The organism is Actinomadura physcomitrii (assembly GCF_008923205.2).
GTDB classification, from domain to species: domain Bacteria; phylum Actinomycetota; class Actinomycetes; order Streptosporangiales; family Streptosporangiaceae; genus Spirillospora; species Spirillospora physcomitrii.
The window spans coordinates 198,686-222,764 of record NZ_WBMS02000003.1 but is presented as its reverse complement, the minus strand read 5'-3'; the positions used below and the strand labels follow the sequence as shown (position 1 = coordinate 222,764).

The following is a 24,079-nucleotide window of genomic DNA, read 5'->3' as shown; positions in this document are numbered from 1 at the left end:
CGGACGCCCCGCCCCCGGGCCCCCCCCCCCCCCCCCCCGCCGGGGGGGGGGGGGGGGCCCCCCCCCCGGGGGGGGGGGGCCCCGCCGCCGCTTTCACGGGCGCCTACTTCTTGATGTTCAGCGGCACCCCGTGGACCAGGTTGAGCGCGTCGGAGTCGAGGTAGTCGACGTAGTGCACGATCACCGCCTCCCACGTCTGCGGGAGATACCGCGAGGTGGTCGTGTGAACGATCACGTTGTGCACCATCTCCAGCGGCAGGCCCTTCTCCCACATCTTGTGCGCGCCGAAGAAGCCGTGCTGGACCAGATGCCCGAAGCGCGAGGCGCGCCCGCCGCTCTGCGAAGGCTCGAACTCGAGCAGCTTGCTGACATCGTGCAGGTTGGCGGCCGCGATCAGCAGATCGCGGTCGAACGCGATGCCCTGGACCCGCTCCGCCACCTCTGCCACCGCCACGGCCATCTGCGTCACCGACCGGGTGTGGTCGACCAGGGTCACGGTGGCCGGCACCTTGTAGGGGTGCTTCGGCACCTGCGAGACCGCTTCCCAGCCGCTCTCCTCCAGCACCTCCCGCCAGATCTCCACCACGGACGCCCGCAGCTCCTCGTCGCCGATGTCCCGCAGTTCGGGGAAGGTCTCGAGGATCTCCTCGGCGCTCGCCTTGGGTGTGTGCGACATGACCGGCCCTCCTGAGCGATTGCGAATATGCAATAGCATATTCCTTCCTATCGCCGACCCGCCATTGAGAATAGGATTCTCCAATGCTGTAACTTTTGTTCTTACACGAAGGCCGTGGTGAGGAGCGGACATGACGACACCAGCCACCGACGTGTGGACGGTGATGTCGACGGCGCGGACGATCCGCCGGTTCACCGGCGAACCGGTCGACGAGGCGACGCTGGGGCGCTGCCTGCAGGCCGCCACCTGGGCGCCCTCCGGCGCGAACGCCCAGGAGTGGCGGTTCATCGTGCTCCGGTCACCGGAGTCGCGAGCCGTCGTCGCCAAGGCGGCGGAGCAGGCGCTGCGAGTGATCGAGCCCGTCTACGGGATGACCCGCCCGGACGAGCAGGACGACAGCCGCCGCGCCCGAGCCGACCGGGCGACGTACGAGCTCCATGACCGTGCGGGCGAGTTCACGTCCGTGCTGTTCACCCAGAAGCGCTTCCCCACCGCGTCGGAGCTGCTGCTCGGCGGGTCGATCTTCCCGGCCATGCAGAACTTCCTGCTCGCGGCGCGCGCCCAGGGGCTGGGCGCGTGCATGACGAGCTGGGCGTCGTACGGGGGCGAGCCGCTCCTGCGCGAGGCCGTCGGAGTGCCCGACGACTGGATGCTCGCGGGGCACATCGTCGTCGGCTGGCCCCGCGGCAGGCACGGACCGGTCCGCCGGCGCCCGGTCGCCGAGGTGGTCTACACGGACCGATGGGGAGAGCAGAAAAACTAGAACACGTTCTTGTCAATGGCGGCGGTGCCGAACAGCGCCTGGAGCTCGTCGGCGCAGCAGAGCGCCTGGACGACCATCCCCATCAGGATCCCGTGCGTGGCGGCATCGATCAGCGGGTCGGCGGCGGTGGCGCGCTCGGCGAGCGGGCGCAGCCGTGCCGCGGGCTCGGCGGCGAAGGCCAGCCGCAGCACCAGATGGGCGAGCAGAGCGGGATGCTCGGGCGGCCGCCCTTGCCGCGCCGCCGCGACGACCGGCCGCAGCCGCTGCTCGGCCAGCGGGTGCAGCGCCGTCCGGAACGTGGTGAGCGTCAGGTAGTCGGCCAGCAGCGGCGCCATCGCGGGGTCGTCGGGCGTGAGCCTCGCCAGGGCCTGGTCCATCGCCTCGGCTCCGGCCCGGTGCTCGCCGAGCGTGAAGCGCAGTCCGCCCAGGGCGGTGAGGGCCCGGGTGCGGTCCGCGGACTCGCCCAGCAGCGCCAGGGCCTCGTCGATGTGCTCGGCGGCGGGCCGGCCGCACTGCATCTCGGCGTCGGCGAGGTCGAGCAGCAGCCCCGCCCGCGCGGCCGGCGGCGCCGCCGGCGGACGCACCGCCCGCGGACGATCCGTCCACCCGCGCGCCCTCACGCCGTCCCCGGTCATCGCCCATGCCTTCGCTCCCGCCCAGACCCCTCGGTGTCACCCGCCCGCAGCGGGCGGCAGCAGCCCGGCAAGATCTGGCGGAAGGAGTATCCCCGACCAACGCGACGCCCGCCAGAGATCCGCGCCCGGCCGAGCGGGTCATAATGGTGTCCCTACTGCGCTGGAGGAGCTGCGACGATGGGCGACGCCGGTCCGAAGCCGCGGTTGCGCGCGCCGGCGCGCAAGGCGCTGATCACCGCCGCGGCGGTGAAGATCTTCGCCGAGAAGGGGTACCACGGCACGTCGCTGGGCGAGATCGCGGCGGCCGCCGGGGTGGCGCGGACGGTGCTGTACGACCACTTCCCGTCGAAGCGGGTGCTGCTGCTGACGGTCATGCAGGAGGAGAACGCGTCGCTGATCGAGTTCGTCGGGGCCCGCATCCGGGCCTCGGGGACCGCCGAGGAGCGGATGCGTTCCACGATCGAGGCCTACTTCGGCTTCGCGCAGAGCCGCCCGGACGCCCGGCGCCTGCTGTTCGACCGCACGGGCGAGGACGATCCGGAGATCCGGATCGTCCGGCAGGGCATCCGCGAGTCGCGGACGCACGCGGTGACGGCGCTGCTGGCCGACGACATCCGCACGGTGGGCGTGGAGGCCGGCGAGCCGATCGCCGAGGCGATGGTCGAGCTGATCATCTCGGGCCTGGACGGGGTGGCGCAGTGGTGGGAGCGCCGTCCAGAGATGCCCAAGGTGATGCTGGTCGAGGGCGTGATGCGAATGCTGTGGACCGGGCTCGGGCATGGGGAGCACGGGGCCTGAAGGAAGGCTCCGCGCCCCCATGCCCGAGGCGTCCGGTGACCGCGCCCGGGGCGGGCGTCCCTCGCACCCGTTGAGCGGGCCCGGGCTCATCTCACGCTGGTGTCGTGGTGGTCGTACGGTGTGCCGGACACTCCCGAGCGGGCGGCGCGCCTGGCGGCGAGGGCGAGGCCTGTCCGCTGCCAGGCGTCGCCGTGGCGGGCGCGTGCGTTCATCCTGCGGCGGGCGCCGGGCAGGCGGTCGCCGACTCTGCGCACGGTCACGTTGAGGTGGACGAGGCGCTCGGCGATGGCTTGCCAGGGCTGGAGCCGCACCGTGGCGAGAGGTGATGCGCGCAGCAGGGCCCGCACGAGGGACTCCCCGGCGAGGGCCGAGACCAGGCCGACGACCGGGGCCGCGGCGTGGGCCTGCAGGCGCCGCAGGACCGGGTTGCGGCTGAAGACGTGGTCGGCGGCGGCCTTGACGGTGATGTCGGTCCATTCGGTGGGGCCGCCGGCGGTGAGGATCATGTGGTGGGCCATCCGCAGGCCGTCGACGGCGTTGCGGGGAATGAGCTCGTCGGCGACGCCCATCAGGTGCGCGATGTAGGCCCAGTACAGCATGACGTCGTCGAGGTCGTCCGGGCTGATCCGCCGGCCGTGGGCGTGGTCGAACAGCGGCGGCAGGAGGCCGAAGGTGACGGCGGCGCCCATGGTCATGGCGTTGGAGATCGGGTTGCCGTGGCGGGCGAAGTGGCCGTCTCCCCAGATGCGGCGGAGGGCGAGGCGTGCCTGGGCGTGCATCAGCCGGACCCGGACGATGCTCTTGAAGACCGGGGAGCGTCGGTCGGCGCCGCCCGGCCGGGTGACCTCGTAGAACCAGCTGACGGTCTCCAGTTCGCGGCGGCGGAAGTCGGCGAGGAACCTGCGGGTCTGCCCGGTCGCCGCGGACACTTCGGCGCCGACGAAGGTGCCCATGGCGTCGCTGAGCACCATGGTGAGCTTCCCGGCGAGGGAGGCGTTGATCCACAGGCGGCGGCCCCGTTCCCAGCGGCCGGCGTCGAACCAGCCGGGCGGGTCGTCCAGCTGCCGGAACAGGGCGACCAGTTCGGGCGGCGGGTCGGTGACGGCGTCGATGCCGTGGTCGAGCGCCCGGTCGAGCATCCGGCGGCCCCGCGCCATGCCGAGCCGGGTGAAGGCGAGGACGAGGGCGTCCATCAGTTCGTCGCCCTGCCAGCGGTGGTCGTCGAAGAGCCGGGTCAAGGGCGTCTGCACGGGGACGGGCCGCACCGTGATCCAGGGTGAGAACTGCTCGATGTGCGGTCTGGTCAGCCACAGGGGCGAGACGGCGGCGGTCTCGGGCGCCGGCCGCAGTTCCATGCCCGCGCGGTAGTAGTAGTCGTGCGGGTGCCGGGCGGCGCCGGGCTGGGCGGCGGCGGGGCTGTCGGCCATGGACATCGGATGCTCCAAGCTCGGACGGTGGGGGCCGCGCTACCAGCGTGCGGGGCCGGCGTCGCGGCGCTCGGGGCGGACGACGCGGTGTTCGGTGCGGGTGTCGCGGTGTTCGGTGCGGACGGTCGCCGGCAGCGGCCGCGCGGGCGGGGCCGTCGTCTGGGTCTCGGCGGGGTCGTCGTCGTGCAGGCCCTTGGTCTCGGTCTTGAGGATGCGGGCGGAGCGGCCGAGCGAGCGGGCCAGTTGCGGGAGTTTCGCCGAGCCGAACAGCAGCAGGACGACGGCGAGGATGATGAGCAGTTCGCTGGTGCCGAGGCCGGCCATGGGGTGTCCTTCTCAGTGTTCGAGGTGGTAGTCGACGGGGTCGAGGCGGCGGGTGCGGCGGCGGTAGCCGGTCATGGAGCCCGGCCAGTTGTTGGTGTTGCGGTGGTCGGCGTCGAGGTACCAGCTGTCGCAGCCGCCCTGGTTCCAGACGGAGGTGGACAGGCGCCGCTGGGCTGCGGCGTCGAAGCGGTCCAGGACGTCGGCGCGGACGTCCATGGAGGTGACGCCGCTCGCGAGGAGGCGCGCGGCCTGGACGATGTAGGCGGCCTGGCTCTCCAGCATGTGGACGATGGAGCCGGACCCGACGTTGGTGTTCGGCCCGTACATGAGGAAGAAGTTGGGGAAGCCGGTGACGGCGAGGCCGAGGTAGGCGCGGGCGCCGTCCTTCCAGGCGGCGTTGAGCTCGGTGCCGTGCGCGCCGACGACGCGCATCGGGGCGACGAAGTCCTGGGAGCGGAACCCGGTGGCCCAGATGAGGGTGTCGAAGGCGTGGTGGTCGCCGCCGGCGGTCCGGGCTCCGTGCGGGGTGAGCTCGGTGATGGGGTCGTCCACCACGGTGACGTTGCGGCGGTTGAGCGTCGGGTAGTACTCGCTCGAGGTGAGGATGCGTTTGCAGCCGGGTTCGTAGCGGGGCGTGAGGCGGCGCCGCAGCCGCGGGTCGCGGACCGAGCGCAGGGCGTACCGGCACAGCAGGCGGACGGGCGCCGACAGGACGCGGCGGCCGCGCGGGGCGATCAGCGCGGGGTTGAGGACGAGTTCGAACCACAGGAAGACGCCCAGCCGCGACAGCTTCTGCACGGCGGGGACGCGCCGGTTGAGGGCGTGCCGCCAGCGCGGGTAGAGGCGGTCGGGTTTGCGGCTGATCCAGTGGGTCTCGAGCTGGAAGACCGTCAGCCGCTCGGCGGCGGGCGCGATCAGCGGGACGAACTGGATGGCGCTGGCGCCGTTGCCGACCACGGCGATGCGCCTGCCCGCCAGGTCGTGGCCGTGGTCCCAGCGCGCCGAATGGAACATCGTCCCGCCGAACCGGTCCCGGCCGGGCAGGGCCGGCACGGCCGGGTTGGACAGCTGGCCGCACGCGGCGACGAACAGGTCGTAGTCGCGGGTCTCGCCGTCGGCGGTGTGCAGGCGCCATCGTCCGGTCGCGGTCTGGAACTGGGCGTCGGTGACGGTGGTGTTGAACCTGAAGTGCGGCATGAGCCCGTACTTGGCGGCGCAGTGCCGCAGGTAGGCGAGGATCTCCGGTTGCTCGGCGAACCGGCGCGTCCAGTCCGGCTTGGGTTCGAAGGAGTAGGAGTACAGGTGGGACGGGGCGTCGCAGGCGGCGCCGGGGTAGGTGTTGTCGCGCCAGACCCCGCCGGGGCCGTCGGCCTTGTCGAAGATCGTGATGTCGGTGAAGCCGGCCCTCTTCAGGGCGATGGCCAGGCCGATCCCGCTGAATCCGCTGCCGACGATGGCGATCGAGATGTTCCTGCGCGTCATGCGCGTCTCCCCGGCCGGGCGGGGCGGCTCGCCGCACGAGGAGCCGCTCCCGCCGCCTTCCTCTTTCCGACACTCATGTCGGTTAGGGTGGCCGGAACGGTGGAGCGGAGTCAAGACATGGACGGAACATCCAGAAGGGCTTGACGCCGTACCGCGGCGTGTTCATAGTGAGGGCCCATCCGCAACCGACGCTAGTGTCGGTTAGCACGCCACCCCCCAAGGAGTGCGCCGTGGAGGACACGACTCCATCGCAGAACGCGTCATCCCCGTCCGCGTCGGACGGGCCGGACGGGCGGCCGGGCACCGGCGGGCTCGACCGCCGCCGGTTCGTCACCGGGGCGATCGCCGCGGCCGGCGCGGTCGCCGCCGCCGGCGTCCTCGGCACCGGCCGCGCCCAGGCCGCGACCCCGGCCGCGCGCCGCGCCCCGCGCACCGGGCGCGCCGCCCAGGCCGGCCGCCGGGTCGCGATCTTCGGCGGCGGGATGGGCGGCCTGTCCACCGCCCACGAACTGGCCGAGCGCGGCTTCGACGTCACGATCTACGAGCGGAAGGCCTGGGGCGGCAAATGCCGCAGCATGCCCGTCCCGAACACCGGCAGCGGCGGACGCCAGGACCTGCCCGCCGAGCACGGGTTCCGGTTCTTCCCCGGCTTCTACCAGAACCTCCCCGACACCATGAGCCGGATCCCGCTGCCCGGCGGCGGCAAGGCCTTCGACAACCTCGTCGCCGGCACCGAGGTCGCCGCGTTCTACAACGGCACCAAGCTGGTGCTGCCCGCCCGCGGCACCATCGAGGGCACGCTCAGCCCCGACTCGCTGCTGACCTTCCTGTCCACCGGGCTCAACCTGCTCGGCACCGTCCAGGCGTGGGAGGTCGCCTACTTCCTGCAGAAGATGCTCGCGTTCGTCACCAGCGGCCCGCTGCGCCGCTACAACCAGTGGGAGAACATGAGCTTCTCGGAGATGGTGCACGCCGAGAAGATGGACAAGCCCTACAACGAGATGCTGGTCCAGCTGTTCACCGGCACGCTCGTCGCCGCCAAGCCCGACAAGGCCAACGCGCACACCATGGGGCTGATGGCCGAGGCGTGGGTCTACAGCACGCTCGGGCTCGGCGGCTACAAGGCCCCCGACCGGCTGCTCAACGCCCCCACCAACGAGGCGCTCATCGACCCCTGGGTCGCCTACCTCAAGACCCTCGGCGTCAAGTTCGTGGCCGACGCGGCCCTCACCCGCCTCGACGTCACCGACAAGAAGATCAGCGGCGCGCAGGTCACCGGATCCGGCGGCACCGCGGCCGTGGACGCGGACTACTACGTCCTCGCGGTGCCCGTCGAGCGCGCCGTCCCGCTGCTCAACGACCAGATCCTGGCCGCCGACCCGAACCTGAAGAACCTGGCGCAGATCACCACCGACTGGATGAACGGCATCATGATCTACCTGCGCCAGCCGATCAGCCTGGCCAAGGGGCACGTCGCCTACGCCGGCCAGCCCTGGGCGCTCACCTCCATCAACCAGGGCCAGTTCTGGAAGAAGAAGTTCGGCTCGACCTACGGCAACGGCGAGGTCAACGACTGCCTGTCGATCGACCTGTCCTCCTGGGACACCAAGGGCGTCCTGTACGGCAAGACCGCCCGCGAGTGCACCTCCGACCAGATCTTCAACGAGGTCAAGGAGCAGCTGCGCCGGGCGATCCCCTGGGGCGGGGTGGTGCTCAACGACGCCAACATCCACTCCTACTACATCGACCCGGCCATCACCGGCAACGGCACCCCGCAGGTCGCCAACGACGAGCCGCTGATGATCAACAAGCCGGGATCGTGGAACCACCGCCCCGAGGCCGCCACCGCGCTGCCGAACCTGTTCCTGGCCTCCGACTACGTCCGCGCCGACATCAACCTCGCGACGATGGAGGGCGCCAACACCGCCGGCCGCAAGGCCGCCAACGCGATCCTGGACGCCTCCGGCGCCGGCGGCACCCCCGCCAAGATCTTCAATCTGTACCTGCCCAAGGAGTTCCAGGGCTTCTACGACGACGATGATCGGCGCTACAGGGCCGGCCAGCCGAACGTCTTCGACCTCTACGACCCGGCCAAGCCGTAACGGCCGGGTCCCGCGGATCCCACCCCCGAGCCGCCGCCCGCGGCCCGGCCCAGCGCGCCGAACGGCCGGGTCGCGGGCGGCACGCAAGCCCCCGTGGGGATGCGTGCTCGGCCCGGACGGCGCACCGACTGTTGTTGAAAACGGATCGCTCACCTACGGGCGGCCATTCCGCACGAGACCGGTCCACGGTACCGTGCGGAAAGGCACCGCGAAGTCGTGCTACCTCCAGAGGAGAAAGTCCGACGGCCTGCGCGTCCGAGGCCGGGTGAGGTGGAAGACGCGGCGCCGCCGACGTGCTGACCAGGCAGGAGACCCACATCGCCCGGCTGGTCGCGGACGGCTCCACCTCCAAGGAGGTCGCCACCCGCCTGTTCATCAGTCCCCGCACCGTCGACGCCCACCTGCGCAACATCTTCCGCAAGCTCGGCATCACCTCACGCCGCCAGCTGCGCGGCTTCACCGGACCGCAGTCCGGTGGAGAACGGCTCGGAAAGGGGGAAGGGCCGGCGAGAGAACGCCGGCCCTTCCCGGACGGGCCGCGGCCCGCGTAACACGTCGATCCGGGTCAGCGACCCGAGACCACCGAGCTGCTCGCGCAGGTGAACGACGAGTTGGGGTTCTCGGAGCTGAGACCCAGCGCGCCGATGAGGCCGCCCTGCGAGTGGTTGATGGCGCTCTGGCAGTTCGGGACGACCGCGGTCGTGCCGCCGTCGTGCCCGCCGTTGCCGAGGTTGAAGTTCTGGTTGTCGTTGTCGGTGTCGCCACCGACGAGAAGGGTGGACAGCACGGCCCGCTCCGGCAGGACCTCGCCGGCCAGCTTGTCCAGCTCGGTGTAGCTGAAGGACTTCATGTGATTCCTCTTCTTGTCACACCCGGGTCCCCGATGGGGACACCGGGTGCCCCCTTCTCCACCCCGAACCAGGTGGAGTGACTCTACGTATAGCAGAGGTGATCGACAGTAGCCAAACAAGAGGGCGTCCCCGGCACCGGTCCTGGCACGGTCGGCTAGTGCGTCGGCACTAGGCCGCGGGGGCCGCTGGTCCGGGTGCACCAAGGGAAGACGGCGACGAGGGACGATGCCCGGCGCGGGCGCCGGAGGGAAGTGTGGGAGGCGCGCGGATCTCGCGCATCCCCCTTTCCCTAGCGGTGTCTGGAGTGATCAACAGGTGGCGGCATTTCTCTACCGGATCGGACGGTGGGCCTTCCGGAGGCGCCGGCTCGTGATCGGCCTGTGGCTGGGCGTCCTGGTGCTGGCCGGGGTCGCCGCCGCCACGGCGCCGGCCGGGCAGGACGAGGACCTCTCCATGCCCGGCACCGAGTCGCAGAAGGCGTTCGACCTGCTCGACGAGCGCTTCCCGCAGACCAACGCCCAAGGCGCCGAGGCCCGCCTGGTGTTCCAGGCCCCGGACGGGCAGCGGGTGACGGCCGCGGCGAGCAAGGCGGCCGTCGAGGCGGCGCTCGGCTCCCTCGACGGCGGCGACCAGGTCGCGTCGGTCACCGACCCCTACAAGACCGGCGCGGTCGGCGGGGACGGCACGATCGCCTACTCCACGATCACCTACACCGTGGACGCGGTCGACCTGAAGGAACCGGCGAAGACCGCGCTCCAGGACGCCGCGGGCAAGGCGCGGGACGCGGGGCTGACCGTCGAGATCGGCGGTTCGGCCCTGGACGCCGAGGAGGCGCCGGGCGGCACGACGGAGATCATCGGCGTGGTGGTCGCGGCGGTGGTGCTGATCCTCGCGCTCGGGTCGCTGGTCGCGGCCGGGCTGTCGCTGCTGACCGCCTTCTGGGGCGTGGCCATCGCCTTCGGCGCGGTCACCGCGCTGGCCGTGCCGCTGGGCCTGACGTCCACCGTCGCCATCCTGGCGCTGATGCTGGGGCTGGCCGTCGGGATCGACTACGCGCTCTTCATCACCTCCCGCTTCCGCGACGAGCGCACCCGGGGCGGCGCGCCGGAGGAGGCCGCCGGCCGGGCGGTGGGCACGGCCGGGTCCGCCGTCGTCTTCGCCGGCGCGACCGTCTTCATCGCCCTGGTCGGGCTGGGGGTCGTCGGGATCCCCGAGCTGACGAAGATGGGCATGGCGGGCGCGGGCGCCGTGGCGCTCGCCGTGCTCGTCGCGCTGACCCTGGTCCCCGCGCTGTTCGGCGCGTTCGGTAGGCGGGTGCTGCCGCGCGCCGTCCGCAAGGCGGGCGGGCCGAGCGGCGGGCGTCCGGCGGCCGGCCGGCCCGGGCTTGCCACCCGCTGGGCGCGGTTCGTGCTGCACCGGCCGGTGGCCGTGCTGCTGGTGGCGGTGCTCGGTCTCGGCGCCGTCGCACTGCCGGCGCTGAGCCTCGAGCTCGGGCTGCCCGGGGACGAGTCGAAGTCGGTGGAGACCACCCAGCGCCGCGCCTACGACCTGCTGTCCGAAGGCTTCGGTCCCGGCTTCAACGGCCCGCTGACCGTGGTCGTGGACCTGTCGAAGTCCGCGGACCCGGCGGCGGCCACCGACCGGGTCGTCCGGACGGTCCGGGGCCTGGACGGGGTCGCGTCGGTCGACGAGCCCGTGCTCAACCGGGCCAAGGACACGGCGGTCCTCACCGCCGTCCCGCGGACCGCGCCGGCCAGCGGCAAGACGAAGGACCTGGTGCACGAGATCCGGGACGCGGCGTCCGGCGTCGAGACCGAAACGGGCGCCGACATCTCGGTCACCGGCACCACCGCACTGAACATCGACATCTCCGAGGCGATGGCCGACGCCCTCCTGCCCTATCTGAGCGTGGTCATCGGCCTGGCCGTGATCCTGCTGGCGGTGGTCTTCCGCTCGGTCCTGGTCCCGGTCAAGGCCGCGCTCGGCTTCCTGCTGTCGGTGGGCGCCGCCTTCGGCGTCCTCGTCGCGGTCTTCCAGTGGGGATGGGCGGCGGACCTGATCGGGATCGAGCAGACCGGGCCGGTCATGTCGCTGATGCCGATCCTCATCATCGGGATCGTGTTCGGCCTCGCCATGGACTACGAGGTCTTCCTCCTCTCCCGGATGCGGGAGGCCTACGTCCACGGCGCGTCACCCGGCGAGGCGATCGTCGGCGGCTTCCGGCACAGCGGGCGCGTGGTGGCCGCGGCGGCGATCATCATGATCAGCGTGTTCACCGGATTCGTCGGGATGAGCAACCCGACCATCCAGACGATGGGCCTCGGCCTGGCCTCCGCCGTCGCGTTCGACGCCTTCGTGGTCCGGATGGCGATCGCGCCCGCGGTCCTGGCGCTCCTCGGGCACCGGGCCTGGTGGCTGCCGCGTAGCCTGAGGCGTGTGCTGCCGAACGTGGACATCGAGGGGGAGGCACTGACCCGGCGCGTCCCGCCCTCCCCGACCGTACCGGCCGCGAACATGCCGGCCGCGAACATGCCGGCCGCTACCGTCCCGGACGCGGGGGTGCCGCCGCTCCCCGTCGACGGGCGCTGAGCCGGCCATGACGGGCCCGGGCGGCGGCCCGCGGCCGCGCGCCGCGCGGTGGCGGGAGGCGACGATCACGGCGGTCGCGTTCGCGCTGTGCCTGTTCGGCGGCGCGCTGCAGGTCGACGACAAGGGGCTGGCGACGCCGCCGCTCGCCGCGTACGTCATCGCGCTGGTGTCCTGTGCCGTGCTGCCGGCGCGGCACAGGGCGCCCCTCGCCGCGGTGGCGGCCACGACCGCGTGCGGCGTGCTGGTGCCGCCCTTGCATCTCCTGCTGAGCCCGCCCATCGTGGTCCCCGCCGTGATCGTCGCGTACTCGTTCGCCGTCCGCGCCGAACGGCACGCGGCGGGCGCGGTGGTGGGGGCCTCGACGTCGCTGCTCGTCGCCGCCAACCTCGTGTTCGCGAACGGGGACCTGTCCTGGCAGGACGTGAGCCGGACGGCGGCGGTGGCGGCGTTCCCGCTGGTGGCCGGCATACTCGGGCACTCGACGCAGAACCGGCGGGCCTACCTCGCGGCCATGGAGGAGCGGGCCCAGCGGGCGGAGCAGAGCCGGGACAGCGAGGCGCGCCGGCGGGTGGCCGAGGAGCGGGTCCGCATCGCCCGGGAGCTGCACGACCTCGTGGCCCACCAGATCACCCTCGCGAACGCGCAGGCCACGGTCGCCGCCCACCTCTTCGACACCCGCCCGGAGCAGACCCGCGAGAGCCTGCACGAGCTCGTCGAGACCACCCGCGAGGCGCTCGACGACCTGCGGGCCACGGTCGGCCTGCTGCGCCAGACCGGGGACGCGGCCTCGCCCGCCGAGCCGGCGCCCGGGCTGTCCCGGCTCCCCACGCTCCTCGAATCCTTCCGCCGCGCGGGGCTGGAGGTGTCGGTGCACCACGACGGCAGGGCCAGGCCGCTGCCGCCGGGACTGGACCTCACCGCCTACCGCATCGTCCAGGAGGCCCTGACCAACGTGACCAAGCACGCCGGCACCGGCAGCGCCCGGGTGCGCCTCGACTGGAACCACGACCGGGTGACCATCACCGTCGCCGACGACGGAGGCGGCGGCGCCGCCGCGGGCGCGGCGGCGGACCGTCCGCCCGGTTACGGGCTGATCGGGATGCGCGAGCGCGCCACCGCGGTCGGCGGCCGGCTCTCCGCGGGAAGGCGCCCCGAAGGCGGCTTCGTCGTCTCCACCGAACTGCCCCTCCCGCCCGTCAAGGACACCGCGCGGAGGGCCGGCGGACCGGTGGCCGCCGAAGGGCGGACGGCCGGCGCCGAGGCCGGGGACGCACCGTGACGCTCCGCGTGCTGCTCGCCGACGACCAGGCCCTGCTGCGCGGCGCCTTCCGGATGCTGCTCGACACCGCCGGCGACATCACCGTGGTCGGCGAGGCCGCCGACGGCCGGGAGGCGGTGCGGCTCACCCGGGAGCTGCGCCCGGACGTGGTGGTCATGGACATCCGCATGCCCGAGGTGGACGGCATCACCGCCACCGCGCAGATCTGCGCGGACCCGGACCTGCGCGCCACCCGCATCCTGATCCTCACCACCTACGAGACCGACGAGTACGTCGCCCAGGCGCTGCGCGCGGGGGCCGGCGGGTTCATCGGCAAGGGCATCGGCGCCGACGAGCTGCTGGACGCCGTCCGCACGATCGCCGAGGGCGACACCCTGCTGTCCCCCGCCGCGACCCGCTCCCTGGTCGCCCGCTTCCTGGCCGCACCGGACGTCCCGCCGCAGCACCACGACGAACGGCTCGCCGCGCTGACCCCGCGCGAACGGGAGATGGTGGCGCTCGTCGCGACCGGCCTGTCCAACCAGGAGATCGCCGAGCGGGCGTTCCTCAGCCCCTTCACCGTCCGCGCCCACGTGCAGCGCGCCATGACCAAGCTGGACGCCCGCGACCGCGCGCAGCTCGTCGTCATCGCCTACCGGACGGGCCTGGCCCGGGCCCACCCCGCCCCCTAGGCTCGTCCGATGCCGGCTCCGGCACGGGTACGGCGACGGGGCGCCGCCGACGTCCCGTCCGTCCTCCGGCGAGGTCAACGGCCCTGTCCGGCGTCCTCGGCGAAAGCGCCGCGGCATACGCTGGGATCATCATGAGGACGCCGAAGGACGGCGTCTGGACGAGATCGTCCCGTTCGCGCTCGCCGCGGTGCCGGAGGCGCGGGTCGAGGTGGACGTCCCCGAGACCCTGCCGCCGGTGCTCGTCGACCCCGGTTTGCTGGAACGCGCGCTCGCGAACGTGCTGGAGAACGCCGTGCGGCACGGCGGCGGGCCCGTCCGGGTCGTCGCGGGCGGACCGTGCGAAGCGATCGAGGAGGGGCGGGTGGAGATCCAGGTGGTGGATGACGGGCCCGGCGTGCCCGATCGCGACAAGGACCGCATCTTCGGGTCCTTCCAGCGGCTCGGCGACGCGCCGAAGGGCGCCGGCGTCGGGCCGGGCCTCGCGGTCGCCCGCGGCTTCACCGAGGCGATGGGCGGGACGCGCACCGCCCGCGACACCCCGGGCGGCGGGCTGACCATGGTGTTCGCGCCGCCGATCGCGCAGGACGCACCGGCGGTGCAGGACCGATGACGCTCGTGCTCGTGGTGGAGGACGAACCGCAGATGGTCCGCGCGCTGCGGATCAACCTGAAGGCCCGCGGCTACGAGGTGCAGGCCGCGCCGGACGGCCGGACCGCGCTCGACCTCGCCGCGCGGCGCACCCCGGACGTGGTGATCCTCGACCTCGGCCTGCCCGACATGGACGGCACCGAGGTGATCCGGGGGCTGCGCGGCTGGCTCGGCGTCCCGATCATCGTGCTGTCGGCCCGGCACGGGTCGCCGGACAAGGTCGAGGCGCTCGACGCGGGCGCCGACGACTACGTGACCAAGCCGTTCGGGATGGACGAGTTCCTGGCGCGGCTCAGGGCGGCGATCAGGCGGTCCGCGCCGGCGGAGGGCGGCGGCGCCGTGGTCGCCACCGACTCCTTCACCGTCGACCTCGCGGCGAAACGCGTCACGCGGGAGGGCGCCGACGTCCGGCTGACGCCCACCGAATGGCACCTGCTGGAGCTGCTGGTGCGGCATCCGGGGCGGCTCGTGAGCCAGCGGCAGATGCTGCGCGAGGTCTGGGGCCCGGCGTACGAGACCGAGACGCACTACCTGCGCGTCTACTTCGCCCAGCTGCGCCGCAAGCTGGAGCGCGACCCGTCCCGGCCCCGCCATTTGATCACCGAGCCGGGCATGGGCTACCGCTTCGAGCCCTGACCGGCTCCCACCGTCCCGGCGGCGGCCGCTGCCGCCGGGCGGCGGGAACGGCGTTCAGGTGGTGCGGCGCCTGATCGATGCTTCGAGGTTGTCGAGCTCGTTGCCGCGGTGGGCGCGGTACTCCTGCGTCCAGGCCTCGTCGTGGAGGGGGTCGATCGTCATGACCAGCCTCGTGCGGTCACCGGCGGCCTCGACGTCGACGACCGTCAGGTGCTCGTACGGGTCGGTGCCGGGCACGAAGTCGATCCGCGACAGGTAGCCGAGGCGGGCGTTCGCCATCGCCGCCGAGCGCTGGCCGCGCGACGGGGAACCGGGGAACCCGACCGGGTGGCTCGTCACGACGGCGCGCAACCGGGCCATCGACCAGCTGCGCCGCCGGCGGCTGCTCGCCGAGAAGACCGAACTGCTCGCCGGCGACCTCGCGACGGGGCCGGGGCCACCGGAGGCGCTCATGGACGACGCGGCCGCCGTCCCGGACGAACGGCTCGAGCTGATCTTCGCCTGCCGCCATCCGGCGCTCGCCGCGGAGGCGCAGGTGGCGCTCCCCCTGCGGGCCCTCTGCGGCCTGTCCACCGACGAGATCGCGCTGGCGTTCCTCGTCCCGCCCGAGACGATGAGCAAGCGGCTGACCAGGGCCAAACGCAAGATCCGCGACGCGGGCATCCCGTTCGCCGTGCCGCCCGGGCACCGGCTGCCGGACCGGCTGGCGGCCGTCCTCTCGGTGGTCTACCTGAGCTCCAACCAGGGCTGGGGCGGCGGGAGCGTCGACCTCCCCGCGGAGGCGATTCACCTCGGCCGGGCCCTCGCCGCCCTCCTGCCGGACGAGCCCGAAGTGCTCGCGCTGCTGGCGCTGATGCTGCTGCACGACGCGCGCAGGGCGGCCCGCCTGCGCGACGGGCGGATCGTCACCCTCGACGGCCAGGACCGCACCCTGTGGGACGAGCGCCAGATCGACGAGGGGAGAGCGCTGCTGCGGCGGGCCATGGCACGGGGCCGCACCGGGCCCTACCTGCTCCAGGCGGCCATCGCCGACCTGTATCTGCGGGAGCCCCGCGACTGGCGGCAGATAGCCGCGCTGTACGGGACGTTCGCCCGGCTGACCGGCTCGCCGGTCGTCGAGATGAACCGGGCCGTCGCCGTGGCCGAGATCGACGGGCCCGAAGCCGGCCTGGCCGTCCTCGACCGCCTCGACCTCGAGCACTACCGGTACTTCCACTCCACCCGCGCCGAACTGCTGCATCGCGCCGGCCGCGGCGACGAGGCGCACCGCGCGTTCCGCCGGGCGCTCGCCCTGACCCGGACGGAGCCGGAACGGCGCTTCCTCGCCGGCCGGCTGGCCGAGACCGCCCCCCGCACTCCCTAGCGCCCTTGGGCACGGCCGGGCCGGAGGAACGCCGCCGCCTCCGAAATTCGTTCCGGCAAGGTGTCGTATGGAGGTCGGCGCCGTTCGTCTAGGGGGTGCAGGAGGCTCCCGACGACGCAAGGAGCGGATGATGAGCCCGACCATGAACACGATCGACCTGATCGTCACCGATATGGAGGCCGCGATCGCCTTCTACGGGCGCCTGGACGTCCATTTCAAGGTCGACCCGCAGTACCCCGACCACGCCGACGGCGACCTGGCGAACGGCATGCACCTCATGCTGGACACCGCCGGCTTCCGCGGCTCGACGACCCCGGGCTGGACGGAGCCCGCGGGCGGGCCGCGTACCTTCCTGGCGTTCGAGTTCGGCGCCCCGGCCGACGTCGACGCGAAGTACGCCGAGCTGACGGAGGCCGGGTACGAGGGGCTGCGCGAGCCGTGGGACGCGTTCTGGGGCATGCGCTACTCCAGCGTGCTCGACGCGGACGGCAACGGCGTCGACCTGTACGCCCGGCTCCCCGAGGAGACCGTGCCCTGCCGGGAGGAGAGCCGATGAAGTACGTGCTGCTGTTCGTCGAGACCGAGCGGTTCGCCCGCGACCTGGAGTCCATGGACGAGGAGGCCCGGCAGGCCGCCTACGACGCGGTCGGGCGGTGGTTCGCCGAGCACGCCGCGAAGATCACCCACTCCGCGCACCTGCGGCCCTCGCACACCGCCACCACGCTGCGGCTCGAGGGCGACGAGCCGCTGGTGACCGACGGGCCGTTCGTCGAGGGCAAGGAGGTCGTGTCCGGATACGCCGAGATCGAGGTGGCCGACCTGGACGAGGCGCTGGCCGTGGCCCGGTCGTGGCCGGCGTGCCCGGTCGTCGAGATCCGCCCGGTCGACTGACCGCGGACATCGGCTGACCGTGGACGACGCCCAGCGCGAGCTGGCCCGCGTGGTGCGCGAGCACGCGGGCCGGCTCACCGCCTGCCTGGTCCGGGTCCTCGGCGACTTCGCCGCCGCCGAGGACGTCATGCAGGACGCCGTCGAGACCGCCCTGCGCCGCTGGCCCGCCGAGGGCGTCCCCGACCATCCCGACGCCTGGCTGCTGACCGTCGCGCGGCGCCGCGGCCTGGACGTGCTCCGCCGCCGGGCGGTCTACCGCGACAAGCTCGCCCGGCTCGCCTGGCCGGTGCCCGCCGAGCCCGACGACCGGCTCAAGCTGATCTTCACCTGCTGCCATCCGGCGCTGCCGCGGCAGGCGCAGGTCGCCCTCACCCTGCGCACGGTGTGCGGGCTGACCACCGCGCAGATCGCCGCCGCGTTCCTGGTCAAGGAGAGCACGGTCGCGCAGCGCATCACCCGGGCCAAGCGCAAGATCACCGATGCCCGGATCCCGTACCGGGTCCCGTCCGACGCCGAGCTGCCGGAGCGGCTCGGGCAGGTCCTGACCGTCATCTACCTGCTGTTCAACGAGGGCTATCTGACCAGCGGCGGCGACCGGCCGCACGCCCGCGACCTCGCCGACGACGCCGAATGGCTCGCCGCGACCCTGGCCCGGCTGGTGCCCCGCGAACCGGAGGCGCTCGGGCTGCTCGCCCTCGTCCGGCTGCACCAGGCCCGCGCCGCCGCCCGCTTCACCCCGGACGGTTCCCTCGTCCTGCTCCGCGACCAGGACCGCGGCCGCTGGGACCGGCGTGCCATCGCCGAGGCGGGCCGGCTGATCGAACGCGCCGCCGCCCTGCGCCGTCCCGGCCCCTACCAGCTCCAGGCCGCCATCGTCGCCTGCCACGCGGAGGCTCCCGGCTGGGACGACACCGACTGGCTCCAGATCGCGCTGCTCTACGACATGCTCCTCGCGCTCGCCCCGTCCCCCGTCCACCGCCTGCAGCGCGTCATCGCCCTGCGGCACGCGCCGCCGCCCCGCGGCGGAGCCGCCGTCGCGCTGGCCGAACTCGACGCCCTCCCGCCCGGGGACCGGCGGACCCTGGACGGCTACCCGCCGTACCACGCGACCCGGGCCGAGCTTCTGCGCGCCCTCGGCCGGCCCGCCGACGCCGCCGCGGCCGACCGCCGCGCCCTCGACCTCACCGCCAACCCCGCCCAGCAGGCGCTCCTGGAACAGCGCCTCGTCTGGACCTGACGCGGCCATCGCCGGCGCCCGCCGCCCCGCTCGCATCGATGGGCGCGGGCCGCCCGGCGACCGGACGGCCCGCGCTTCTCACCGGCGGATCAGAACTTGCCCGCCTTGACGTCGGCGGTCCTCACCCGTGAGTTGTGGTAGTAGGTCATGCTGGGCTTGATGCCCGGGACCTCGCTGAGCAGGGCGACGGGCTGGCCCGTGCGGGCCCTGACGACCAGCGTCTCCTTGCCGTCGGACCAGCTGTCCACGATCGTGAGCGTGGGCTGCCCCGCGGTGCTGGTCTTGGTGACCCTGACCTTCGGCATCGTCGCCATGATGCGGAGCACACCGGCCCGGACCTGCGGGTTCTCCGGCACCGCCAGCAGCGCTCCGACGGCGTTCGACCAGATGTGGTTGTCGGTGATCTCCTTGCGCCGCTCGGCGGTCGGCGGCTTCGGCGGCACGTACTTCTGTCCGCGCGCCTTGGCGACGGCCTTGAGCTTCTCGGTCTTCGTCCGTTCCGCCTCCGTGCTCACGCCGAGCGGGGCGAGGCCGGCCTCGATCTCGAGCCAGATCCGGTCGCGCGCGTACAGGAACCCGCGCCAGGCCTCGTCCTCGAGCTCGCTCAACCGCACGGCCGCCATGCGGCGAACACTACCGTCCCGAAAGCCTGACTGTGCAGGCAGAGGGCCGGTCGAAGCATCTGTCCGCGCGGCTAGATCGTGATGACGACCTTTCCCGTGGCGTGGCCGTCCTCCTGGTAGGCGACGGCCGCCGGAATGTCGTCGAACGGGAAGGTGCGGTCGATGACCGGCGCCACCTTGCCGGCCTCGATCAGCTCGGTCAGCCGCATCAGGCTCTGCTTGTGCCCGGTGTAGGCGTACACGTCGGCCATGGCCGTCCGCTGGGAGACGAGCGGCGACAGCGCGGCCGCCGCGAAGACGTGGCCGACGGGCTGCAGCCACCGGCCCTGCGGGCCGCCGACGGCGACGTAGGTCCCCTTGGGGGTCAGCGCGCGCCGGCATGCCCGCGCCGAGCGGTTCCCGGCGACGTCCAGCAGCAGGTCGTGGCGCCGGTCCTGCCGGGTGAAGTCCTGCGCCGTGTAGTCGACGACCTCGCCGGCACCGAGCGAGCGGACCAGGTCCAGGTTCCGCGTGCCGCACACGCCGGTCACCGCCGCGCCGGACGCCGCGGCGATCTGCACGGCGAACGTCCCGACGCCCCCGGAGGCCCCGTTGACGAGGACCCGCTGCCCTGACCGCATCCGTCCCTTGCCGCAGAGGCCGTACAGCGCGGTGACGCCCGCCAGGGGCACCGCCGCCGCCTGCTCGAACGTCAGGTTCTCCGGCTTGCGGGCCAGCCGGTCCGCGGGGACGCACGCGTACTCGGCGAAGCCGCCCTGCGCGACGAGCGCGTACACCTCGTCGCCGGGACGGAACTCCGAAACGTTCGCGCCGACCTTCTCGACGCGCCCCGCCACGTCCGCGCCCAGGACGCCGATCTTGGGTGCGCGCAGGCCGAGCGTGCCCGGCATCAGCCGCGCGACGTACGGCTCGCCCCGCATGTGGTGCCAGTCGTAGGGCTGGACGGACGTGGCGCGCACCCGGACCAGCACCTCCCGGTCGCCGGGCTCGGGCCGGTCGACGTCGGTGAGGCGCAGGACTTCGGGTGGACCGTACGAGCGGACGACGAACGCCTTCATGACGGGTCCCTCCAAGGACGAGCCGTTTCGTACGTTGTAAGTCGTACGTCGTAAGGTACGTCTTACAGCGTAAGACGGTCAAGGGGCGGAGCGGGATCAGCCCGTTTCGCGCAGCCGGTCGAGGCCGTCGAGGATCACGTCGAGCCCGAACTCGAACTCGAACTGGTCGTCGCACCAGCCCAGCGTGGAGTCGGGGTCGTCGTGCGCGACCTCCATGAACATGCCGACGAGATGCGGCAGGTCGGCGGCCATGCCCGCGAGCGCGGCGGTGTCGTCCCCGCCGGCGTCGCCCGGGTCGAACAGCTCCTGGGTGAAGCCCAGGGCGCGGCTCCCCAGGGCGTGCAGGGCGTGGTGGCACAGGTCGTTGGAGAAGCCGCCGTCGCGCATGAGGCCGATCAGGCCGTCGTGGTACCGCAGCACCGCCGGGCCCATCGCGGTGCGGGACTCGAAGACGCCCGGCGCCCACGGGTGGCGGAGCAGGACCTCGCGGGCCGACAGGATCCGGCGGCGCACCGCCGCCTTCCAGCCGGCCCCGCGGGAGGGGGCGTCGAGCCGGCCGACGACCTCGTTGATCTCCTCGACGACGGCGTCCGCGATGCCGTCGAGGACCTCTTCCTTGTTGGCGACGTGGTAGTACAGCGACATCGCCTCGGCCCCGACCTCTTCGGCGAGCCGGCGCATCGTGAGCGCCCGGATGCCGCCCTCGTCGGCGATCCGTATCGCGGCCCGCAGCACGCGCTCCCTGCTCAGCGGGACTCTCGGCTCGGCTCCAGCCTTGTTCCGGGCGACCAACCTGCGCATCCTCCTCGCGCCCGATCGTACCGATTGCGGGGATCAGACGACGCGCGCGGTCAGGGGTCACGGCGTCACCCGCCTCCCGGACGGGGCCGGGCCGGCCGGCGGGCAGCGTCTCCCCCGTCATCGTGACGACCTGCCGGATGCGCTACGGCAACGCCCGGTCCCCGTGGCGGGGAACCGGGCGCGGACCTTCGGGGGTTACCGGGAAAGGACGTCCTGCGTGAGGTAGAGCGGCATCGAGTCCTCCCATTGGCTGTCGGTCAGCAGCCGCTTGTCGGAGCCGTCCGCCTTCATGCTGAAGATCTGGCCGTAGGGCTGGAAGGTGTTGTCGTACAGCGCGGCCTCCTGCCGGAAGCCGTACATCCCGCTGTTGTAGAGGATGCGGCCGTCGTGGTTCCAGACGGCGTGGCCGTCGTTGGAACCGCTGCTGGTCAGGACCCGCAGGCCGGTTCCGTCGGGCCGGATGGTGCACACGTCGAAGTTGGTGTCGCTCGTCCTGCGGGTGAAGAGGATGAGCCGGCCGTCCGCCGACCAGTCGGGCAGGTTGTCGGGCTCGGTGGTGAGGACGCGCGTCGCGCCGGTCGCGAGGTCGAGGACGCGCAGCCCCTTGGCGTCCGCGCCCCACACCCGGTAGACGATCTGCCGGCCGTCGGCCGAGTAGCTCGGGAAGCCCGCGTTGGCGGTGCCGTCGGTGAGCTTCTCGAAGCCCGAGCCGTCGCTGCGCACCCGCGCGACGACGGCGGTCATCTCCGCGCGCTCCTGGAACCAGCCGCCGAGGCCGAACGCGATCCACTCGCCGTCCGGCGACCACGCGGGCCGGAACGCGCCGGCCAGCCCCTTGGCGATCAGGACGGGGTCGAGGCCGCTCGTCGCGTTGTCGAAGACGACCCGCCGGTCCGTGCCGTCGGGGCGCAGGGTGACGATCGAGGAGTTGCCGAGCTGCTTCTCGGTGATCGCGAGGCGGCCCTGCCTCGACAGGACGGGGAACACGTCGCAGTGCCGGTACTCCCAGTCGGAGTCCCAGGTGTAGAGCGGCGTGTCCATCGGACGCGGGGTGAAGCCGACCTTCTGGTAGATCACCGACTTGCCGTCCGGCGTCCACACCGGCGAGCGCAGCGCCCGCTTCACCGCCGGGAGGGTCCCGCCCGTGTAGGCCAGGCCCTCGTCGGCGCCGCCCTTGACGAGGTACCCGATCTCGGTGGCGGTCACGTACTGGGGCGACACCTTCAGGTTGGGGCCGGAGGTGTGCTCGACGCGCGCGCCGGTCGCGACGTCGACCGAGACGATCTGCGACTCGACCTTCCCGATGCCCTCCGGGCGGTGCGCGAGCCAGGTGCCCTCGGTCGTGATCTCGTAGAACACGATCCGGGCGCCGTCCGGCGACCACTTCGGCGAGCCGAGGCAGTAGCCCGGCTTGGACGCGACCTGGCGGAAGCCGCTGCCGTCCGGCCGGATGACGTAGATGCTGAGCTCCTGCGTGTGCTCCCAGCCGCGGCCGTCGTCATGCCCGCGCCAGGCCGTGTCGCGGTCGCTGGAGAACGCGATCCACCGGCCGTCGGGCGACCAGGCCGGGCGGAAGTGCCCGTCGGGCAGGGCCGGGTCGCCGGCGACGCCCGGCCCGTTGGTCAGGCAGCGCAGCGCGCCGGTGCGCAGGTCCAGCACCCAGATCTGGGCTTTGCGGTCGCCGCGGGTGGAGACGAAGGCCAGCTTCGTGCCGTCCGGCGACAGCACGCCCCCGTCGTTCATGGCCCCGCTGACCACCAGGGGCTGGACGCCCGTGCCGTCGATCCGGGCGCGGTACAGGCAGGAGTTGCCGTCGCCCGTCCGTTCCGAGGTGAACACGACGGAGCGGCCGTCGGCGGAGACCGCCGCGTTGTAGTCGAACCCCGGGCTCGCCAGCAGCTTGCGCTCGTTCGTGCCGTCGCTGTCGGAGATGTACAGGTCCGAGGACGAGGGGCCGATGCGGTTCATCAGCATCACGCCCTTCTTGCCCGCCGCGGCCGCCGCCACGGAGAACGGCTCGGGCAGCAGCGTCGCGCCGACCGTCGCCGCGCCCGCCGCCAGGAACGCCCTGCGCCTCATGCTGGTGTTCATCACCGGGTCCTTTCGGGTTGACGTCGTCATGACTGGCCGCCGGCCGGCAGGTACTTGTTGGTCCAGTTCTCCGTGGTGACCTTCGCCCCGTCGGGAAGCGCCCCGAGCGAGTTGACGAAGGCCAGCGTCTTGGTCCAGCCGGCCTCGTCCATCGCGCCGCTCTTCGGCCACTCGACGAGCGTGACGCTGCTCTTCAGCACCGCGTCCGGGATGCCCTTCTGCACCTGCCGCGCCACGTTCATCACGGTCGGGTCGCCCGGGTGGGTCGCCAGGTAGTTGTTCGCCTCCTGGACGGCCGCGACGAACTTCTTCGCGGCGCTCGCGTGCCCCGACAAGTAGGACTTGGTCGCGACGACGACCTCGCCGTAGCCCGCCTGGGCGGCGGCCCACATGGGCGCCTTCTGCGGGTCGGCCACCACGATGCCGTCGCCCTCGTTCTGGACCTGGAGGGGGATCGGCTCGGAGGTGATGAACCAGTCGATCTGGCCGCTGCTGAGCGCGGCCTTGTCCGCGGACGCGCTCGGCAGCGTCACCCACTTCACCGAGCCGGGGTCGACGCCGTTCGCCTTGAGGAACAGGCCGGCCTCGGCCTTGGTGTTGGCGGAGCTGACGCCGCCCTTGGAGCCGGCGAGGGCCTGCGCCACCTGCGCCGCCGGGCTCGCGGCGGTCAGCTTGTGCGCGCCGGCGAACTTCTTGCTCACGACGAGCCCGAGGGGGTTCCCGAGGCCGGACACGGCGATCGCGACCTCCGGGACCTTCTTGGCGAGCGCGGAGGTGAAGCCGGTGGGGCTGTTGTTGAGGAACTGGACGGAGCCGGACTGCAGCGCGGAGGTCCCGGTGGACGCGGTCGTGGTGACGAACTTGACCTTCAGGCCCTGCTTGCGGAAGTAGCCGGCGGAGTCCGCCAGCTTCAGCGGCATGTCGAAGATGTTGCCGTTGCTGCCGACCGTGACCGTGGTCGACCCGCCGGAGCCGGAGGAGCCGCCGCACGCGGTCAGCAGCGCCGAGCCGAGCACCAGGGCGGCCGCGGGCGCGAGGGCCCGGATGCGGCGCCCGCCGCCGGGCGAGCCGCCGGCGGGGCCGGTAACGGTGGTGCGGTGTGTCATGGGGATCTCCTGTCACCGGGTTCGGGGT

25 protein-coding genes are annotated in these 24,079 nt (G+C 72.8%); 13 read left to right on the top strand and 12 right to left on the bottom strand.

Annotation, left to right across the window (positions count from 1 at the left end; all coding sequences use genetic code 11):
- Positions 1 to 103: 103 nt before the first annotated feature.
- The gene (locus F8568_RS49350) at positions 104 to 676 is read right to left on the bottom strand and encodes an HD domain-containing protein (RefSeq protein WP_160573504.1); all 573 of its coding nucleotides are present in this window, start codon (positions 674 to 676) and stop codon (positions 104 to 106) included.
- A gap of 130 nt (positions 677 to 806) precedes the next feature.
- Here F8568_RS49350 and F8568_RS05085 point away from each other — a divergent pair, with 130 nt between their 5' ends.
- Complete coding sequence (locus tag F8568_RS05085) at positions 807 to 1,439, top strand: nitroreductase family protein (protein ID WP_151591874.1); 633 nt, start codon at positions 807 to 809, stop codon at positions 1,437 to 1,439.
- Here the strand turns inward: F8568_RS05085 and F8568_RS05080 are convergent.
- Positions 1,436 to 2,023, bottom strand: coding sequence for a hypothetical protein (locus F8568_RS05080; RefSeq protein ID WP_151591872.1), 588 nt, complete (start codon positions 2,021 to 2,023; stop codon positions 1,436 to 1,438). The genes F8568_RS05085 and F8568_RS05080 overlap by 4 nt on opposite strands.
- A gap of 228 nt (positions 2,024 to 2,251) precedes the next feature.
- Between F8568_RS05080 and F8568_RS05075 the strand changes: the two genes are divergently transcribed.
- Positions 2,252 to 2,872 carry a TetR/AcrR family transcriptional regulator gene (locus F8568_RS05075; protein WP_151591870.1) on the top strand — a complete coding sequence of 207 codons (621 nt, stop codon included), beginning with the start codon at positions 2,252 to 2,254 and terminating at the stop codon, positions 2,870 to 2,872.
- Positions 2,873 to 2,958: 86 nt separating this feature from the next.
- Here F8568_RS05075 and F8568_RS05070 read toward each other — a convergent pair whose 3' ends face one another.
- Genes F8568_RS05070 through F8568_RS05060 form a run of 3 tightly spaced genes read right to left on the bottom strand, consistent with a single transcriptional unit; the run spans position 2,959 to position 6,105 of the window.
- Positions 2,959 to 4,305: an oxygenase MpaB family protein gene (locus F8568_RS05070; protein WP_202124507.1), complete on the bottom strand. Its 1,347-nt coding sequence runs from the start codon at positions 4,303 to 4,305 to the stop codon at positions 2,959 to 2,961.
- Positions 4,306 to 4,338: 33 nt separating this feature from the next.
- Positions 4,339 to 4,623 carry a Sec-independent protein translocase subunit TatA gene (gene tatA / locus F8568_RS05065; RefSeq protein WP_151591868.1) on the bottom strand — a complete coding sequence of 95 codons (285 nt, stop codon included), beginning with the start codon at positions 4,621 to 4,623 and terminating at the stop codon, positions 4,339 to 4,341.
- A 12-nt stretch (positions 4,624 to 4,635) separates the two neighbouring features.
- A complete protein-coding gene (locus F8568_RS05060; RefSeq protein ID WP_151591866.1) occupies positions 4,636 to 6,105 on the bottom strand; it encodes a flavin-containing monooxygenase in 1,470 nt (489 codons plus the stop codon).
- A 230-nt stretch (positions 6,106 to 6,335) separates the two neighbouring features.
- Here F8568_RS05060 and F8568_RS05055 point away from each other — a divergent pair, with 230 nt between their 5' ends.
- On the top strand, positions 6,336 to 8,207 hold the full coding sequence (locus tag F8568_RS05055; RefSeq protein ID WP_151591864.1) for a hydroxysqualene dehydroxylase: 1,872 nt from the start codon (positions 6,336 to 6,338) through the stop codon (positions 8,205 to 8,207).
- A 293-nt stretch (positions 8,208 to 8,500) separates the two neighbouring features.
- Entirely contained in the window at positions 8,501 to 8,758 is a 258-nt protein-coding gene (locus tag F8568_RS47800; RefSeq protein WP_328600727.1) for a helix-turn-helix domain-containing protein, read from the top strand.
- Between the two features lie 14 nt (positions 8,759 to 8,772).
- Here F8568_RS47800 and F8568_RS05045 read toward each other — a convergent pair whose 3' ends face one another.
- On the bottom strand, positions 8,773 to 9,057 hold the full coding sequence (locus F8568_RS05045; RefSeq protein WP_151591862.1) for a hypothetical protein: 285 nt from the start codon (positions 9,055 to 9,057) through the stop codon (positions 8,773 to 8,775).
- A 316-nt stretch (positions 9,058 to 9,373) separates the two neighbouring features.
- Here F8568_RS05045 and F8568_RS05040 point away from each other — a divergent pair, with 316 nt between their 5' ends.
- The 5 genes from F8568_RS05040 to F8568_RS05020 all read left to right on the top strand — a co-directional run bounded on the left by F8568_RS05040 (position 9,374) and on the right by F8568_RS05020 (position 14,881).
- Positions 9,374 to 11,647 (top strand): MMPL family transporter, encoded by a 2,274-nt coding sequence (locus tag F8568_RS05040; protein ID WP_151591859.1) that lies wholly within the window; start codon positions 9,374 to 9,376, stop codon positions 11,645 to 11,647.
- Positions 11,648 to 11,654: 7 nt separating this feature from the next.
- Positions 11,655 to 12,926 (top strand): sensor histidine kinase, encoded by a 1,272-nt coding sequence (locus F8568_RS05035; RefSeq protein WP_151591857.1) that lies wholly within the window; start codon positions 11,655 to 11,657, stop codon positions 12,924 to 12,926.
- Positions 12,923 to 13,597, top strand: coding sequence for a response regulator transcription factor (locus F8568_RS05030; protein WP_151591854.1), 675 nt, complete (start codon positions 12,923 to 12,925; stop codon positions 13,595 to 13,597). The genes F8568_RS05035 and F8568_RS05030 overlap by 4 nt, the downstream gene beginning before the upstream one ends.
- A 187-nt stretch (positions 13,598 to 13,784) precedes the next feature.
- Positions 13,785 to 14,207: a sensor histidine kinase gene (locus F8568_RS05025; RefSeq protein ID WP_328600726.1), complete on the top strand. Its 423-nt coding sequence runs from the start codon at positions 13,785 to 13,787 to the stop codon at positions 14,205 to 14,207.
- Positions 14,204 to 14,881: a response regulator gene (locus F8568_RS05020; protein WP_151591851.1), complete on the top strand. Its 678-nt coding sequence runs from the start codon at positions 14,204 to 14,206 to the stop codon at positions 14,879 to 14,881. The genes F8568_RS05025 and F8568_RS05020 overlap by 4 nt, the downstream gene beginning before the upstream one ends.
- Positions 14,882 to 14,935: 54 nt before the next feature.
- Here F8568_RS05020 and F8568_RS47795 read toward each other — a convergent pair whose 3' ends face one another.
- Positions 14,936 to 15,334, bottom strand: coding sequence for a hypothetical protein (locus tag F8568_RS47795; RefSeq protein WP_236008391.1), 399 nt, complete (start codon positions 15,332 to 15,334; stop codon positions 14,936 to 14,938).
- On the opposite strand from F8568_RS47795, the gene F8568_RS05015 reads away from it, so the two are divergent.
- The 4 genes from F8568_RS05015 (at position 15,333) to F8568_RS05000 (ending at position 18,372) form a co-directional block, all read left to right on the top strand.
- On the top strand, positions 15,333 to 16,244 hold the full coding sequence (locus tag F8568_RS05015) for an RNA polymerase sigma factor (RefSeq protein WP_202124504.1): 912 nt from the start codon (positions 15,333 to 15,335) through the stop codon (positions 16,242 to 16,244). The two genes, F8568_RS47795 and F8568_RS05015, sit on opposite strands and share 2 nt — an antisense overlap.
- A gap of 127 nt (positions 16,245 to 16,371) precedes the next feature.
- Positions 16,372 to 16,800, top strand: coding sequence for a VOC family protein (locus F8568_RS05010; protein ID WP_236008390.1), 429 nt, complete (start codon positions 16,372 to 16,374; stop codon positions 16,798 to 16,800).
- On the top strand, positions 16,797 to 17,135 hold the full coding sequence (locus tag F8568_RS05005; protein ID WP_151591845.1) for a YciI family protein: 339 nt from the start codon (positions 16,797 to 16,799) through the stop codon (positions 17,133 to 17,135). Before F8568_RS05010 ends, F8568_RS05005 begins: the two co-directional genes overlap by 4 nt.
- 19 nt (positions 17,136 to 17,154) lie before the next feature.
- Positions 17,155 to 18,372: an RNA polymerase sigma factor gene (locus tag F8568_RS05000; RefSeq protein WP_151591843.1), complete on the top strand. Its 1,218-nt coding sequence runs from the start codon at positions 17,155 to 17,157 to the stop codon at positions 18,370 to 18,372.
- An 89-nt stretch (positions 18,373 to 18,461) separates the two neighbouring features.
- On the opposite strand, the gene F8568_RS04995 is transcribed toward F8568_RS05000, so the two are convergent.
- From F8568_RS04995 to F8568_RS04975, 5 genes are all read right to left on the bottom strand, one after another.
- Positions 18,462 to 18,995: a hypothetical protein gene (locus F8568_RS04995; protein WP_151591841.1), complete on the bottom strand. Its 534-nt coding sequence runs from the start codon at positions 18,993 to 18,995 to the stop codon at positions 18,462 to 18,464.
- 71 nt (positions 18,996 to 19,066) lie between these two features.
- On the bottom strand, positions 19,067 to 20,053 hold the full coding sequence (locus tag F8568_RS04990; protein WP_151591839.1) for an NAD(P)-dependent alcohol dehydrogenase: 987 nt from the start codon (positions 20,051 to 20,053) through the stop codon (positions 19,067 to 19,069).
- 96 nt (positions 20,054 to 20,149) lie between these two features.
- On the bottom strand, positions 20,150 to 20,854 hold the full coding sequence (locus tag F8568_RS04985; RefSeq protein WP_151591837.1) for a TetR/AcrR family transcriptional regulator C-terminal domain-containing protein: 705 nt from the start codon (positions 20,852 to 20,854) through the stop codon (positions 20,150 to 20,152).
- 195 nt (positions 20,855 to 21,049) lie between these two features.
- Complete coding sequence (locus F8568_RS04980; RefSeq protein WP_151591835.1) at positions 21,050 to 22,945, bottom strand: TolB family protein; 1,896 nt, start codon at positions 22,943 to 22,945, stop codon at positions 21,050 to 21,052.
- Between the two features lie 26 nt (positions 22,946 to 22,971).
- Complete coding sequence (locus tag F8568_RS04975; protein WP_151591833.1) at positions 22,972 to 24,051, bottom strand: ABC transporter substrate-binding protein; 1,080 nt, start codon at positions 24,049 to 24,051, stop codon at positions 22,972 to 22,974.
- Between the last annotated feature and the right edge of the window lie 28 nt (positions 24,052 to 24,079).